This window comes from Pseudoalteromonas aurantia (genome assembly GCF_005886875.1).
GTDB classification, from domain to species: Bacteria; Pseudomonadota; Gammaproteobacteria; order Enterobacterales; family Alteromonadaceae; genus Pseudoalteromonas; species Pseudoalteromonas aurantia_A.
The window spans coordinates 1-15,533 of the sequence record NZ_PNBY01000021.1; the positions used below are offsets into that span (position 1 = coordinate 1).

Annotated in this window: 11 protein-coding genes; 3 read left to right on the forward strand and 8 right to left on the reverse strand. The window is 41.1% G+C overall.

Translation table 11 applies throughout. From position 1 onward, the window contains the following. The 5 genes from CWC18_RS05095 to dapB all read right to left on the reverse strand — a co-directional run. A partial coding sequence (locus tag CWC18_RS05095) for a DUF885 family protein (protein WP_249348274.1) occupies positions 1-586 on the reverse strand: 586 nt, incomplete at its 3' end. Positions 587-1,280: 694 nt separating this feature from the next. Then, positions 1,281-1,757 carry a transcription elongation factor GreA gene (gene greA, locus CWC18_RS05100; RefSeq protein WP_138590773.1) on the reverse strand — a complete coding sequence of 159 codons (477 nt, stop codon included), beginning with the start codon at positions 1,755-1,757 and terminating at the stop codon, positions 1,281-1,283. A gap of 45 nt (positions 1,758-1,802) precedes the next feature. Then, a complete protein-coding gene (carB, locus tag CWC18_RS05105; protein ID WP_138590775.1) occupies positions 1,803-5,021 on the reverse strand; it encodes a carbamoyl-phosphate synthase large subunit in 3,219 nt (1,072 codons plus the stop codon). A gap of 17 nt (positions 5,022-5,038) precedes the next feature. Next, complete coding sequence (gene carA, locus CWC18_RS05110; RefSeq protein ID WP_138590777.1) at positions 5,039-6,175, reverse strand: glutamine-hydrolyzing carbamoyl-phosphate synthase small subunit; 1,137 nt, start codon at positions 6,173-6,175, stop codon at positions 5,039-5,041. Positions 6,176-6,380: 205 nt separating this feature from the next. Then, entirely contained in the window at positions 6,381-7,187 is an 807-nt protein-coding gene (dapB, locus tag CWC18_RS05115) for a 4-hydroxy-tetrahydrodipicolinate reductase (RefSeq protein WP_138674851.1), read from the reverse strand. A gap of 219 nt (positions 7,188-7,406) precedes the next feature. Between dapB and CWC18_RS05120 the strand changes: the two genes are divergently transcribed. Both CWC18_RS05120 and CWC18_RS05125 read left to right on the forward strand, forming a co-directional pair. After that, positions 7,407-8,720: a Na+/H+ antiporter NhaC family protein gene (locus tag CWC18_RS05120; RefSeq protein ID WP_138590795.1), complete on the forward strand. Its 1,314-nt coding sequence runs from the start codon at positions 7,407-7,409 to the stop codon at positions 8,718-8,720. Between the two features lie 86 nt (positions 8,721-8,806). Continuing rightward, on the forward strand, positions 8,807-9,589 hold the full coding sequence (locus CWC18_RS05125; RefSeq protein ID WP_138674852.1) for a nucleoside-binding protein: 783 nt from the start codon (positions 8,807-8,809) through the stop codon (positions 9,587-9,589). An 82-nt stretch (positions 9,590-9,671) separates the two neighbouring features. Here the strand turns inward: CWC18_RS05125 and CWC18_RS05130 are convergent, their stop codons facing one another. The 3 genes from CWC18_RS05130 to CWC18_RS05140 form a co-directional block, all read right to left on the reverse strand. Beyond that, on the reverse strand, positions 9,672-12,248 hold the full coding sequence (locus CWC18_RS05130) for a TonB-dependent receptor (RefSeq protein ID WP_138674853.1): 2,577 nt from the start codon (positions 12,246-12,248) through the stop codon (positions 9,672-9,674). Between the two features lie 380 nt (positions 12,249-12,628). Then, positions 12,629-13,243, reverse strand: coding sequence for a response regulator (locus CWC18_RS05135; RefSeq protein ID WP_138674854.1), 615 nt, complete (start codon positions 13,241-13,243; stop codon positions 12,629-12,631). Further along, positions 13,236-14,387, reverse strand: a complete 1,152-nt coding sequence (locus CWC18_RS05140; RefSeq protein ID WP_138674855.1) for a sensor histidine kinase — start codon at positions 14,385-14,387, stop codon at positions 13,236-13,238. The genes CWC18_RS05135 and CWC18_RS05140 overlap by 8 nt, the downstream gene beginning before the upstream one ends. A 177-nt stretch (positions 14,388-14,564) precedes the next feature. On the opposite strand from CWC18_RS05140, the gene CWC18_RS05145 reads away from it, so the two are divergent. Then, positions 14,565-14,855 carry an acyltransferase family protein gene (locus CWC18_RS05145; protein WP_138674856.1) on the forward strand — a complete coding sequence of 97 codons (291 nt, stop codon included), beginning with the start codon at positions 14,565-14,567 and terminating at the stop codon, positions 14,853-14,855. The last annotated feature ends 678 nt before the right edge of the window (positions 14,856-15,533 follow it).

Below are 15,533 nucleotides of genomic sequence, written 5' to 3' on the forward strand. Positions count from 1 at the left end.
TTTTCATGCTCTTGCCCTGAATTATGCCTTTATTTTCTCTAAGTACTAACCCCTCTAAGAGCTGAGTAAATTTAAGCTTTACTGCATCCAAACGCGCTAAATAATGAAGCGCACCTTGCTCATCATTCACAGGATGCTGTGAATCCATAAACGTTGGAAAGTTATTTTGGACGCCAAATAATTGGTTCACCGGATAATCATGATGATGCAGCTCAGGGCTAGCAACCATTTGTGACAGCAAGTAGTGGGCAACCTCTTTGGTCAATTGCTCTTGTTCATCTAAATCACTATCATTATAACGCTGCAGAACTTCGATGGTCTTTCTAATAAATTGGTTTTTAGCCTCCGTATGCGCCAAAGACAAATCATCTAACTGTCCATTATGTGCTGTGATCCCCACCGAGTCTAAAATACCCAATGCGGTAAGCATTTCAGGTGTGTCTAACGAAAACTTTATAAGAGTCCGGTCTAGAAAGATTCTAAATGATAACGGCTTTTCTGCATGCCATTCGTGCAAACCAAAACTACCCAGTAGAACCACTATACTAAAAAAAATAATGCTGAGCCATTTAATGAATACCTTCACTTCATTTCCTTTTTATTAAAATTTTTCTAGTAGAAAAATATCACAAACTTCGGGGTTACACCTTTATTTAGCAGGTGATTTTTGTAACAAAACACATCAATATTAGTAAAATATTAAATTAACAAGTTGGACTCTACGCTCTAATAAATTATAGAAAGCCGCGCGTTAAAAACTCTTACAGAATATTAATTTAGGTTGATATTAAAGAGAGGAGGAGATTAAATTAGCCACATAGTTTATAACGAATATTTATTTTCCCTTGATTGCCCTTCATCAAGGATAAGAAAATATACAAGCATTAGTATTAAAGAAAATTTTTCTCTTATGGTTATATTAATTAATTCCTAGAGCGTATTGCTCCATAAAATTAACTATAGCTATAGAACCAGTAATAGTTTAATTTATTTTTCTTATTGGTTATAAAAGCATGAGTGCACAATGTTCTTAAGTAATAATTTTTAAAAGTTGGTGAGTTTGATATTCAATTAATAAAAATATACGTTCCGTAATAATCAGCTGCTAGCTTGAGGTAACTGAGGAGATTGTGTTTCAAACCTATATCAAGATGTACATAGGTAATTGATGCGCTGAACTGCTCATAACAGAAAATAACGAAAGGGAGTTGGCTATACTCAAGTATCGCATACAAAAAAGCCGAGCTTAGCTCGGCTTTTTTAATGAATAAATTTAATACTTAAATATATTCAACTTCGATGATTTCAAACTCAACAGCACCGTTAGGTGTTTGAATATTTGCTGTGTCATCTAACTCTTTACCAATTAAGCCACGCGCTATAGGTGAATTAACTGAAATTAGATTACTTTTTATATCGGCTTCATCATCACCAACAATGCGATATTTTACTTCTTCATCAGTATCTACATTCACAATTGTAACGGTAGTACCAAATATCACCTTGCCATTATTTGCCAATTTAGTGACATCAATAATCTGTGATGTTGAAAGCTTCGCTTCAATCTCTTGAATACGGCCTTCACAAAAGCCTTGCTGCTCACGCGCTGCATGATATTCAGCATTTTCTTTTAAGTCACCGTGTTCACGCGCATCAGCGATATCGGCAACTATTTTAGGGCGAACAACCGATTTTAAATGGTTTAGTTCTTCACGAAGTAATTGCTCACCTCGCACTGTCATCGGAATTGATTGCATAAGTATCTCACTTATCGCCAAAGCCACGAGGCCTTGGCTTTGTCCTTAGTTCAATCGTTGGTGTAGTTCTTGTACAGAGTTCACTACGTTTCTGTCATCTGCAGCATACGCAGTACAGTTAGCAAACGCTGCATTAAGCGTTGTGGTGTAGTTTGTTTTGTGTCGTAACGCACCACGACGTAACACCTTCGAGTCTTCAATTGCTTGGCGACCTTCAGTGGTATTTACAATGTAGCTATACTCACCATTTTTGATACGGTCAAGAATGTGTGGGCGGCCTTCAAATACCTTGTTCACGCGGCGAACTTCAATGCCAGCTTCTTCAAGGGCTTTTGCTGTACCGTTTGTTGCGTCTAACTCAAAACCAATTTCTCTCATGGTTTTAGCCAATTCAACAATACGTGACTTGTCGCTGTTACGCACAGATAGTAGCGCGCGGCCACCGCGCGGTAAAGCATTACCCGCACCTAATTGTGCTTTTGCAAACGCATCGGCGAAATTATCACCAACCCCCATCACTTCACCCGTTGAACGCATCTCTGGGCCACGTAATGGATCTACACCTTGGAACTTAGCAAACGGCAGTACCACTTCTTTAACACTGTAGTATGGTGGAATGATCTCTTCCGTAACGCCTTGGCTTGCTAAGGTTTGACCCGCCATACAACGCGCAGCCACTTTAGCCAATGCCACGCCCGTTGCTTTTGAAACAAACGGCACTGTGCGAGCAGCACGAGGGTTTACTTCAATTAAATACACTTTGCCGTCTTTAACAGCAAATTGCGTATTCATTAAACCTACAACTCCAAGCTCCAATGCCATACCTGTTACTTGCTTACGCATAACGTCTTGTATGTCTTGCGGTAACGAATGTGCTGGCAATGAACATGCTGAGTCACCAGAGTGAACACCCGCTTGCTCAATGTGCTCCATGATGCCACCGATAATAACTTGCTCACCATCACAAATTGCATCCACATCAACTTCAATCGCATCATCTAAGAAACGATCAAGCAATACAGGCGCTTCATTTGACGCTTGTACAGCTTCAGTCATATAACGGCGTAAATCATCTTCATCATATACAATTTCCATCGCACGGCCACCTAGCACATATGATGGACGAACAACTAATGGGAAGCCTATTTCTTGAGACTTAGCAATCGCTTCTTCCGTTGACGTTACCGTTGCATTTTCAGGTTGTAAAAGATCTAGACGTTCAACCAATTGTTGGAAACGTTCACGGTCTTCAGCACGGTCAATTGCATCAGGAGAAGTACCAATAATTGGAACTCCATTCGCTTCTAGCTCACGCGCTAATTTCAATGGTGTTTGACCACCGTACTGAACAATAACACCTATTGGCTTTTCGACTCGGACTATTTCAAGGACATCTTCAAGCGTAATTGGCTCGAAGAATAAACGATCAGACGTATCGTAGTCTGTTGAAACCGTTTCAGGGTTACAGTTAACCATAATCGTTTCATAACCATCTTCGCGTAGTGCAAGTGCAGCATGTACACAGCAGTAATCGAACTCGATACCTTGGCCGATACGGTTTGGACCACCGCCTATAACCATGATCTTATCTTTATCAGACGGATTGGCTTCACATTCTTCATCATAAGAAGAATACATGTAAGCGGTATCTGAACTAAACTCTGCCGCACACGTATCTACGCGCTTATAAACTGGCAAAATATCTAGTTGGTGACGCTTTTTACGAATTTCTTTTTCTGATACACCCGCAATTTCCGCAATACGTGCATCAGCAAACCCTTTACGTTTGAGGCGGCGTAAGAAATCTTTGTTAAGACCTGCTAAGCCGACATCCGCAATGGTTGCTTCATCTTTGATGATGTCTTCGATTTGCACTAAGTACCAACGGTCAACCTTAGTCAATTCAAATACATCTTCAACGCTCATACCATGACGTAGTGCATCTGCAATGTACCAAATACGCTCCGCACCAGGCTCACGTAATTCACGAATGATTTTTTCTTTCGCCTTAGGGTCATCAAGTGCCACAATTGGATTAAATCCATTTGCACCTACTTCTAGTCCGCGAAGCGCTTTGTGTAATGACTCTTGCTGGTTACGACCAATCGCCATCACTTCACCCACAGACTTCATCTGTGTAGTTAGACGGTCATTTGCACCGGCAAATTTTTCAAAGTTAAAACGTGGGATCTTAGTGACAACATAGTCAATTGACGGTTCAAATGATGCTGGTGTTGCGCCACCTGTAATGTCATTTTGAAGTTCATCAAGGGTATAGCCAATCGCAAGCTTTGCAGCAATTTTCGCAATTGGGAAACCTGTCGCTTTAGAGGCAAGCGCAGATGAACGAGATACACGCGGATTCATCTCGATGATAACCATACGCCCATCATCAGGGTTAACACCAAACTGTACGTTTGAACCACCTGTTTCAACACCAATTTCACGTAAAACTGCCATTGAAGCATTACGCATCAATTGGTATTCTTTATCGGTCAATGTTTGTGCTGGCGCAACCGTGATTGAATCACCTGTGTGTACACCCATTGGATCGAAGTTTTCAATAGCACAAACAATGATACAGTTGTCGTTTTTGTCACGAACAACTTCCATTTCGTACTCTTTCCACCCAATTAAGCTTTCATCGATTAATAGTTCGCTGGTTGGTGAAAGGTCAAGACCACGAGTACAAATTTCATCGAACTCTTCTTGGTTATATGCAACACCGCCACCCGTTCCACCCATAGTGAATGAAGGGCGAATAATACACGGGAAACCAATGCGAGTTAAAACATCATGTGCTTCGTCCATTGTATGCGCAATTTCTGCACGAGGACATTCTAAGCCGATATTTTTCATCGCAACGTCAAAACGTTCTCGGTTTTCAGCTTTGTCGATAGCATCTGCCGTTGCGCCAATCAGCTCTACACCATGCTTAGCTAGCACACCATATTTATCTAAATCTAGCGCACAGTTCAATGCCGTTTGACCACCCATAGTCGGCAGTACAGCATCTGGCTTTTCTTTCTCGATAATTTTTTCAACAACTTCCCAATGAATTGGCTCGATGTACGTCGCGTCAGCCATTTCAGGGTCCGTCATAATGGTCGCAGGGTTTGAGTTAACAAGAATAACTCGATAACCTTCTTCTCTAAGTGCTTTACACGCTTGAGCACCTGAATAGTCAAATTCACAGGCTTGGCCGATAACAATCGGGCCTGCACCTAAGATAAGAATGCTTTTTAAATCAGTACGTTTTGGCATTATTACTCCGGTCTCAATTAAGCTTTACGAGCTAGCATTAGTTCAATGAAATGGTCAAACAAAGGCGCTGCATCATGTGGGCCTGGGCTTGCTTCAGGGTGACCTTGGAAGCTAAATGCAGGCTTATCTGTACGGTGAATACCCTGCAAAGTCCCATCAAATAATGATTTATGCGTTGCACGTAGCGTATCAGGTAGACTTGCTTCATCTGCTGCAAAACCATGGTTTTGCGCTGTGATCATCACCACGTTACGGTCTAGGTCTTTCACTGGGTGGTTACCACCATGATGACCAAACTTCATTTTAACTGTTTGCGCACCTGAAGCTAATGCCAATAATTGATGACCTAAACAAATACCAAAGATTGGTGTATCTGTTTCTAAGAAAGTTTTAATCGCGCTAATGGCATAGGTACATGGTTCAGGATCACCAGGTCCATTTGATAAGAAAATACCATCTGGGTTTAATGCTAACACGTCTGCAGCGGAGGTTTCTGCAGGTACCACTGTTAGCTTACAACCACGATCCACCAGCATACGTAAAATATTTTTCTTCACGCCAAAGTCATATGCAACTACATGGAATCTTTCTTCTTCTGCCGCAAGCGTTCGGTAGCCTTCACCTAAAGTCCAGCTTGAATCAGCCCAAGTATACTGCTCTTTCGTACAGACTACTTTTGCTAAATCCATGCCTTTAAGACCTGGGAATGCTTTCGCTGCTTCTAATGCTTGCTGCTCATCGAGTGAGTCACCAGCAATAATACACCCATTTTGCGCGCCTTTATCACGTAAAATACGCGTCAATTTACGTGTATCAATATCCGCTATCCCTAAGATATTACGTTCTTTTAGGTAATCACTTAACGATTGTTCGTTACGGAAATTACTAGCAAGTAAAGGCAAATCACGGATCACCAGGCCTTTTGCCCAGATCTGGTCCGCTTCTTCGTCTTCACTGTTAGTTCCGGTATTACCGATATGTGGGTAAGTCAGCGTTACAATTTGTTCCGCGTACGACGGGTCTGTCAAAATTTCTTGATAACCAGTCATAGACGTATTGAATACTACTTCACCGACTGACAAGCCGTCAGCGCCGATCGCAGTACCGCGAAACACTGTGCCGTCTTCAAGGACTAACAGAGCGGATTTAGTCAAGATAACCTCCTAAATGGTAAAAAACGGGAGCTAGCCATTACGCTTTCATCCCGTTCACAAAGCGCTTGGTAACACGCAGTAATAATTTTTGGCAAATTCGTTGTAGTTTACAGCACTTTCTTAAAGTCGTCTAATAAAAAAATAAAAAACACTAAAAACAGCACCTAAAAGCCAAAAACACCATCAAAGGGCTATAATTCTAACTTTACTCCTTCAATCCTAGGACATCTTGCATATCATAAAGTCCATTTGGTTGATCCTTCAACCACTTTGCAGCCCTTACAGCACCAGAGGCAAAGGTCAAACGAGATGCTGCTTTATGAGTTAATTCAAGCCTTTCACCCATCGTAGCGAAGTAAGCCGTATGTTCTCCTACTATGTCTCCAGCTCTAAGGACAGAATAACCAATCTCATTTTGAGATTTAGCTTCTTCCACTTGTGTACGATCAAACCGAGCGACTTCATCATGATCCCACCCTTTTGCGTGCGCAATTGCTTCACCAATAGCTAATGCTGTCCCTGATGGCGCGTCAATTTTATTGCGATGATGTGCTTCAAAAATTTCAATATCCATTTCATCAGCCAACTTGCTTGCAGCCGTTTGCACTAAGTTCAAAAGTAAATTAACACCCACACTATAATTACGAGCGAAAACAATCGGAATATCCTGTGCAGCTTTTTTTAGCAGTTCCATATCATCCGCAGTCAACCCAGTAGTCCCAATTACCATCGGCACCTTATTTTCAACTGCGATGCTCAAATGGCGCTTCATACCGTCAGGCAAAGTAAAATCAATTAAAACAGAACCAGTGTACTCTGAAACAAGCTCTTCACTGACAAAGGCAAGACCGCGGTCTGCGCAGGGTTGTTTGTCTCGTACAGGCGTACCGAGTAAATCTGAACTCTGTCGTACAAATGCAGCTGTAAGCTGAACATCAGCTACCAAGCCACATGCTTCAACAAGGGCTAACCCCATACGTCCGTTAGCACCAAAAATTCCAATTTTATCCATAACTTATCTCTATTCGTCTGATGAACACTAAACAATGGCTGTAGAGTTTATAGGATCTCTGTGCCATAGTCAGTGAAAACAATAATAACAGATTACCATAGACTTTAGACGTCTACATGTTTAAACTTCCACACTCGCCGATTTAACTTATTGCGGGCGTAGCAGTTTAAATGCAGCTAATAACGGATAATGGCTGTGGTATTTTTTTTGGGGAGCACTATGCAGCCAGATTTGAACAAAACCCAAGCGAAGCTCTCGCTTTTACCTTTACTTTCTTTTGTCGTTCTATTTTTAGGCGTCGGACTTTATTTACAATCTCAGGGCGTTGACTATGCATTTTATCAACTCCCTGCACCTGTCGCGATCTTACCTGCCATTGTGATTGCTTTTTTAGTTAATAAAGCGTCTATCAATCAAAGTGTAGAAACCTTCATCAAGGGCGCAGGTCATAGCAACATCATTACCATGTGCCTTATATACTTATTAGCAGGCGCTTTTTCTGCTGTTGCCGGTGCGACAGGGGGAGTTGATGCTGTAGTAAATGCCGGTTTATCGCTTATCCCAGCCTCATTTTTGCTACCAGGCCTTTTCCTCATAGCCGCGATTGTATCTACTGCTATGGGTACGTCAATGGGGACAATTGGCGCCATTGGGCCCATTGCCTTAGCTGTGTCTGTTAAAACGGGAATAGACCCTGCTGTAATGGCAGGTACCATTGTGTCAGGTGCTATGTTTGGTGATAATTTATCGATAATTTCAGATACAACCATTGCTGCGACGCGTACACAAGGGTGCGAAATGAAGGACAAGTTTAGAGAGAACCTGAAAATTGCATTACCAGCGGCTATCTTAACCGTTTGCTTATTAATGTTCTTAACACCTGAGCCCCAACCGGTTGAAACTAAGGAGTTTGATTGGCTGCTAGTATTGCCTTATGCCTTTATTTTATTCTTGGCCGTCGCAGGTATGAATGTATTCGTAGTACTGTTCAGTGGTATTCTCTTTGCCGCCGCAATGGGCTTTACGGGCGATTATGAAGTCGCAAGTTTTGCCAAAGACGTATATGACGGTTTTAGCAGTATGCAGGAAATATTCTTACTTTCTATGTTTATTGGCGGCTTATCTGAATTTATTCGTATCAATGGCGGTTTAGATTACTTAGCTGAAAAAATACAATGGCTTACCTCTATTATTGCTAAGTGGCACAGAAAAGTTGCTGATCAGTTAGGGATTGCAGCTTTGGTGCTCACCAGTAATTTGTGTATCGCCAACAATACTGTGAGTATTATTGTTGCTGGCCCTGTTGCCAAAAAGCTGGCTGATGATGGTAATATTCTCCCTAAGCGTTCAGCTAGCTTACTCGATATTTTTGCCTGTGTTATGCAGGGTTCATTACCATACGGCGCACAAGCTTTGTTATTAGGTGCCACATTTAAGATCAGCCCTTGGGATGTTTCAACCTCCTCTTATTATTGTTTTATTTTGGCATTTACAGCGGTCGCAGTCATATGCTTAAGACGAAATAAAGCGTAATAATATAAACGTTTCTAGGCACCCTCTGTGGTGCCTTTGCTATACTCTTCATTGTTGCTCACGTACCTACGGAAAGTGCCTACACAATGAATAAACCTCTCATACTCATATCTGCTTATTTAATTACTTGCTCCTCGTCGTCGCTTGCTGCTAATTGGAGTACAACCCAGCTTCACGTTAATCGTGGAGAATTTACCAACCCCTTTACTTTAGATGAAGCGAAAACCAGTGTGTTTTCGCTTCAACATGCATCTGGCTATGACTACGGGGATAATTTTTTCTTTGTTGACTATATCGATGACGACATAGAAGATAACTATCAAGACCGTGATTTTTATTTGGAGTGGTACTCAACTGTTAGCTTAAGCGCAGTAAGTGACTACTCCTTTAAAAAAGGGTTTCTTAAAGATGTTGGCTTAGTCATGGGGGTCAATATTGCAGGTGACCCAAAAGTGGTAAAATACTTACCTGGCATCAAACTAAGCTGGGACATTCCGGGCTTCAATTATGTATCAACCACCATCACGGGCTATTTTGACGACAGTGCTGGCGTTGCTAAACAGGGAGTGCCATCACAAAGTAACGCGTGGATGTTTGACCTTGCTTGGGGCTACCCTTTCACCTTAGGCAACCAAAAGTTTTTATTTACCGGCCATGCTGAATATATAGGTTCCCGGCAAAATGAATTTGGCGCCTATGTCAATGACTGGTTACTTGCTCAACCTATTTTACAATGGGATCTGGGACATGCGCTAGGTAACCAGAGTGACACACTGATGCTTGGAATAGAATGGCAAATATGGCGAAATAAATTAGGAGGCACGGTGAATGAATCTGCGCCACAACTTCATGTAGCATGGACATTTTGAATCAGCCATATAAAAGGCACGCAAGCGCGTGCCTTTGGTCGGTCTTATTGAGTAAAACTGAGGCTAAGTGTTATATGTAAAACTAAAATGCCACATTAACCCCTGCGAAGAAGTAGCGACCTAACGTGTCATACGTATACGGATCCGTATTTGAGTCATTATTGCCGGTATAATAAGGGGGTTGTTCATCAAATAAGTTATTAATGCCAGCCGATACCTTTACACTTTGATTTATAAAATAACTCCCAGACAAGTCATGATACATAACTGACGGCGTACTTGGTGCATAACACGAAGCAGGCTCACTTACGCACGCATAACTGTCCATACCCGAAATATAGCGTATTTTATAATTGGCACTCCAATTATTAGACTTTACAGCCAAGGTTAGATTTGACTTAATATCGGCATAGCCGCCAGTGCTTGAAGTGATAAGCCCAGTATAATCAATGGTCTCACCCGCATTGGTTACAATACGTTCATGTAAAAATGACGTATCTAACCCAGCTGACCAGTCATAGCCCATTGCATCAAACTTATAAAGTAAGTTTAAATCAACCCCGCGCGTTATTTCTTCGCCAATATTTTGCAGTTGATTATTAAACGTCGCTTTCCCATTCGACACCTGTACGTTAGCAGATTGGCATACTGCTGAATCTTGGTTTTTTTGCTGCCCACTGCTATCGATACAGCTATCAACAATAAACTGATTGTCGACACTACCAATGGCGTTACTAATTGCGATGTCATAATAATCAAGCGTCATTGATAAACCTTGTAGCCATTGTGGTTCATAAACAAGCCCTGCCGTCAGCGTGTCAGCTTCTTCAGGTGTTAACTGATCATTACCACCTACTGTAACCTCTGCTTGACTATCTAATAACGCATGGCTAATTTGCTGAAACGACGGGGAGTTACCGCCATAAAGCTCATCAACCGTTGGTGCTCTAAACGCGGTTGAGCGCACTCCACGAAACATAAATTCATCATTCACCTTCCACGTAAACCCTAATTTCCAAGTAGAGTCACTACCAAAGCTAGGGTAATCAAATGCCCTAACAGCCGCACTTAAATCCACCTGCTGCGCAAACGGTAAGTCTGTCAATACAGGTACCGCCAGCTCTAAAAATGCTTCATTCACATCATAAGAACCGCTAGTTGGCTCAACTTTAGGATCATTGGCAAGCCCTTGTGAAGTCAGTGAATCAGGCGTATACCACGCCTTTTCAGTACGACTTTCAATTCCTGTTGCAAACCCCACATAACCGGCTGGTAACTCCAAAAGTTCACCAGACAATGAAGCACTTAAGTTAAGCATTTGACTGCCACCGGTATTTTGCTCAGTATAAATATAATCAGACATGTTTTCAGCAGACCAAGACGCTTGATCTAACGGGTTAAACACACCATTTTCTATATCTTCTGTTAAGCTGCCAACATTATGTAAATTAGATAGTTTATCGACTGAGTCATTTCTGCCAAAATTTAATGCCACATCCCAATTGTAATCATTTGCTAATACCCCCTCTAACCCGACGACCGTACGCAGAGTATCAACCACTTGAGAAAAGTCCCGCGTACCTGTATCGCTCATACGGCGACGATAATGCACAGTATCACCATACTCTGCACCATGCTCCAGTAAGTCATCTCCCATTTCTTCCGTGTAATTAAAATCGAACCACACAGGCTGAGGGGCCATTTGTTGCTCTGACCAACGTTTTGTATACAGCGCCTCGGTGAATAGTGTGGTGTTATCAGACAGTTCATAATTAACAACGCCTGTTAGATTCAAGCTTTGCATTGGAGTATAAAGGTAACTATCTTCAGAGTAATTGTACGGATCTGACTCAGGGTTGTATTCGCTGTAAGCCCCATCAGGACTGCCTTGTAACTCTTTGCCATTTTCTAAATAAAGATGACCGTTGGGCGTAATTGAAGACCCCCCACACAGTAACTCGGTACCATCGGCACTTTCAGTGATTGGGCATTTTGAAAAATCTCGATCTGCTTGGCTCGCCTCCCCTCTATCCATATATTGCAGGCTAAATACCATATTGCCTTTGTCGAAACTGTTACCAACTGTTAGATCAATACTATTTCTTTGCGCATCACCTTCACCGCTTAAACCCGTTTGAACATTGAGTTCAGCACCCTCAAAGTCATCTTTTAGGATAATATTCACCACACCAGCAACCGCATCCGTGCCGTACACGGCTGATGCGCCATCTTTAAGCACTTCAACATATTTAATCATCGACACTGGAATGGTATTTAAATCAACGGTTGATGCAGCCCCCGTACCTGAATTGATCATACGACGACCATTCACCAACACTAAAGTTCTTTGCGCCCCCATACCTCGTAAATTAATACTCGCGTTACCACCAGAGCCATTATTTACCCCTGGGTTGGTCATCGCACCGCCCGCAGCCGTCATATCTTGTAATATATCATCAACAGTAACTGCGCCAGAGGCTTTAATATCTTCAGCACCAATAATAGTCACAGGGCTGGCTGTTTCCATATCTGAGCGTTTAATTTTAGACCCAGTCACTTCAATTTTTTCAATAGGTTTAACGGCGTCTTGTGCTTGTACATTATTTGAAAACATAGGAACAGACGCAGCGATAGACAACGCAATAACTGATTTTTTCATACTCACCTTCTACACTTAGATATGGCCATACCACCGCCATACATGTTTATTAAATTTGTGTAGCTGCAAATTAGAGCGGTGAAGATGAACGATAAATGACTAAGCGTTCAGATCCCAACCACCACAAAAACAAAGTGATAACAGAAGGTTACCAAACTGTACATGGATACAAATCAATACATTTATATTGATAAGAAACAAAAAGTTACCAAGAATGAAATAAGAAGAAAAAGAAGGTAAAGCTGAGTTTCAAGCTGTTAAATAATGTAAATTAGAATATATATGAACCAATAGGTAATGACGGACGCTGGTGAACATTATGAATAGTTAGCACGCTTATAAAAACACAACACCAACTAACAGCTGTGCAATGATATACGCTAGAGTAAATGGTCATTAATTGCTTTTATAACGGCTTGAGTTCGGTCTTTAACATTCAATTTAGCGATGATTTGCGATACATGATTACGGATCGCGCCCTCTGAATTGTTTAAAGTTTCAGCAATTGCTTTATTCGAAAACCCCAAAGAGAGGCACTTTAAAACTTCATATTCTTTGTCAGTTAGCCGCTCTGCCTTATCATAATTTTGTGACAAAAGATATTGAGTCAAGGTAGGTTGTAAAACTTGCTGGCCGATATGGACCTTTTTAATAGCCTCTACTAGGCATTCTAACTCCGCATTTTTCAAAATATATCCGCGGGCGCCTAAATTTATTGCTCGGACAAGTACATCACAATCTTCAAAAGTCGTGATTATCAGTACAGGTGTTGTATTTTGATGCTTCTTCATCGCTTGCAGGACATCAATACCTGTTTTTTCAGGCATTCTCATATCCAGTAATACAACATCAAATTGATACTGCGCTAATAATTCAATACACGCGGCCCCATTTTCAGCACAGTGTGTGACAACGAGTTCACCGTCTAACTCGAGTAAATTTTTTAACCCAAGGCGAACTAAAGTTTGGTCCTCTGCCAACAAACACTCAATCATGGTTTATCTCACCCACTAAATTATGCGCCAGCTGCAAAGGAAAAGTAATTTTATTAATAAGTTGACTCGCTTCTATACACTGCGTAAATTGTCCGTTGACCATAGCCATTCTCTCTTCCAACCCTTTAAGGCCATTACCCTTTTTTGGAATTGCTTGTTCACTTTGATTATGTATTGCGGTAGCAACTACTAAGTAGCTCTTGTTCTCTTGCTGAGCACATACATTAATATCAAATGCTATTTCTGTTGCTTGAGTATGTTTTAGCGTATTACTGATCATTTCTTGGCAAAACCGAATAAGGCATAAACTGTTTTTTTGATCTAAAAAACTTAATTTCTCAGCCAAATCTAAGCGACATTTTAACTGAGGTGTGGCGGAAAAAACATGCTCTAAACTGGCTCTCAATAATGAAGTCTCTCGCCGTTGATTAGAAACTATATCTCGCACTTGCTCGAGTAACTCTTGGCTTAACGCATGACAAAGGGATAGTGTCTTTACAGACTCTGACGTTGCTTTACGCTTAGCGAAGTCTAGGTTAATGCTCAGCGCTGTTAATTTATGCCCCAATGTATCATGTAACTCCCGAGATAAATTAAGCCTCTCTTGTTCCGCGCTCATCGCACGCATGACGCTTTGGGTGGCCTTTAATTCTTTAAAGTTCTGCCTCGACTGATAGTGTACATTTAAGCTTTCGATGATCCGCCTACTCACAAACCAATTCATTAAGCAAAAAAAACTCCAAACGATGATCGTGATCCAAGGAATATTGCCTTCCCAACGCTCAAAACTCAAAGCACAATAAATGCTTAAAATTGCGCCAACAAACGCAATTATTCGAGCTGGGCTAAGGTGTGAACAGAATATGGCCGTAAACATAACTAAATGAATAAATACCAGTGTGGTAGAGGTTAAAGTCATCAATAAGATGATGAGAGAAAAATACGTAACTGATGCTCTATTAACGTGTTCATTGGGTCGCTTTATTACAAACCAGAGCAACGCTAATATCATTAAATGCAATGGAAGTTGTAGTAGAAGAGTACTCGTTGAATGTGCGTAATATAGGGAGGCAACAGATACACCGAGCCATGACGCTAGCGTTGAATGCGTCCAATCTGTTGTGTGACGTATAGCCTGCTCCATTAGATATCCCTGTTTTTATATTATTCATGCATAAGAGGCTATTATGACAAAGGAAATAACGCTAAAACAGTGATATATGTCATAGTTCTAGGCATGACGTATGACACTATTACCCGCCTTATAAAACAGTTAACTTAGTCGTGCATTCACGCCAACACACCTTAAATAAGGCTAACCATGAAAAGTCATGAACGTTTACACTATATGGATAACATCCGTGCCATTGCATTAATGCTGGGTATTATTTATCACGCATCTTTAGCGTACAGTCCATTTATGGCTAATATATGGTTTACCGCTGACTCTAAAAATCATGCTATTTTTGATACTTTAAGTCACTGGCTTCACCTGTTTCGTATGCCCTTATCCTTTATCATTGCGGGCTTTTTTGCAGGTCATTTAATTGAAAAAAAAGGTATCAAGTCATTTTCATCTCATCGGCTTAAAAGACTCGTTTTACCTTTATAATCTTTTTCCCGATATTAGCCGGGTTATTTTTACACGCTATTAAATGGGGATCACAATTCCCCGAGTCTCTACCTGCTATTTTTACTTTATTTGAGCAATCAAAAAACCCATCACCAAGCACAATGCACTTGTGGTTTTTATGGAACTTATTTGGTTTTAGTGTTTTATTTTCTGTTGCCATGACTTTCAAAAACAGCGTATTGCCGAGGCTTAAGTTACTATCAAACAAATGGGTTTTATTGTCCTTATTACCTTGTCTGGTTTTACCGGCTTTATATTCTCAATTCGTCCCTTTCCCAGCCCCTGATAAGTTCACGATAGAGTATTGGTCATATGGATTTTACGGCATATTCTTTTCAGTCGGCAGTAGCTTCTATTTCAACGAAGCGGCTATTAAAAACCTAACACCATATACACCTTACCTGTGCGCTGTGGCTCTCATTAGTTATGCCTGCTATCTGTTTCTTTTTCCAAAGCCCCCCACGACTGAGGAACTTATAAGCCTAATTCAAACTCAAACTGTAGTGGCATAGTTAATTTGGCCACCCATTAAGAAAGAAATGTTATGCTATTGAGCATACAAATTTGGGTGAAAAAATGACGAAGTTAAAACGCGCAACCTATTCTGCGGCAATCAAATTAGAAACAGCTCAGCTTGTAGTAGACCAAGGTTACACG

Coding starts and splice junctions, on each gene's coding strand:
- greA (WP_138590773.1), bottom strand. CDS start 1,757: ATGCAATCAATTCCGATGACAGTGCGAGGTGAGCAATTACTTCGTGAA.
- carB (WP_138590775.1), bottom strand. CDS start 5,021: ATGCCAAAACGTACTGATTTAAAAAGCATTCTTATCTTAGGTGCAGGC.
- dapB (WP_138674851.1), bottom strand. CDS start 7,187: ATGGATAAAATTGGAATTTTTGGTGCTAACGGACGTATGGGGTTAGCC.
- CWC18_RS05120 (WP_138590795.1), top strand. CDS start 7,407: ATGCAGCCAGATTTGAACAAAACCCAAGCGAAGCTCTCGCTTTTACCT.
- CWC18_RS05125 (WP_138674852.1), top strand. CDS start 8,807: ATGAATAAACCTCTCATACTCATATCTGCTTATTTAATTACTTGCTCC.
- CWC18_RS05130 (WP_138674853.1), bottom strand. CDS start 12,248: ATGAAAAAATCAGTTATTGCGTTGTCTATCGCTGCGTCTGTTCCTATG.
- CWC18_RS05135 (WP_138674854.1), bottom strand. CDS start 13,243: ATGATTGAGTGTTTGTTGGCAGAGGACCAAACTTTAGTTCGCCTTGGG.
- CWC18_RS05140 (WP_138674855.1), bottom strand. CDS start 14,387: ATGGAGCAGGCTATACGTCACACAACAGATTGGACGCATTCAACGCTA.
- CWC18_RS05145 (WP_138674856.1), top strand. CDS start 14,565: ATGAAAAGTCATGAACGTTTACACTATATGGATAACATCCGTGCCATT.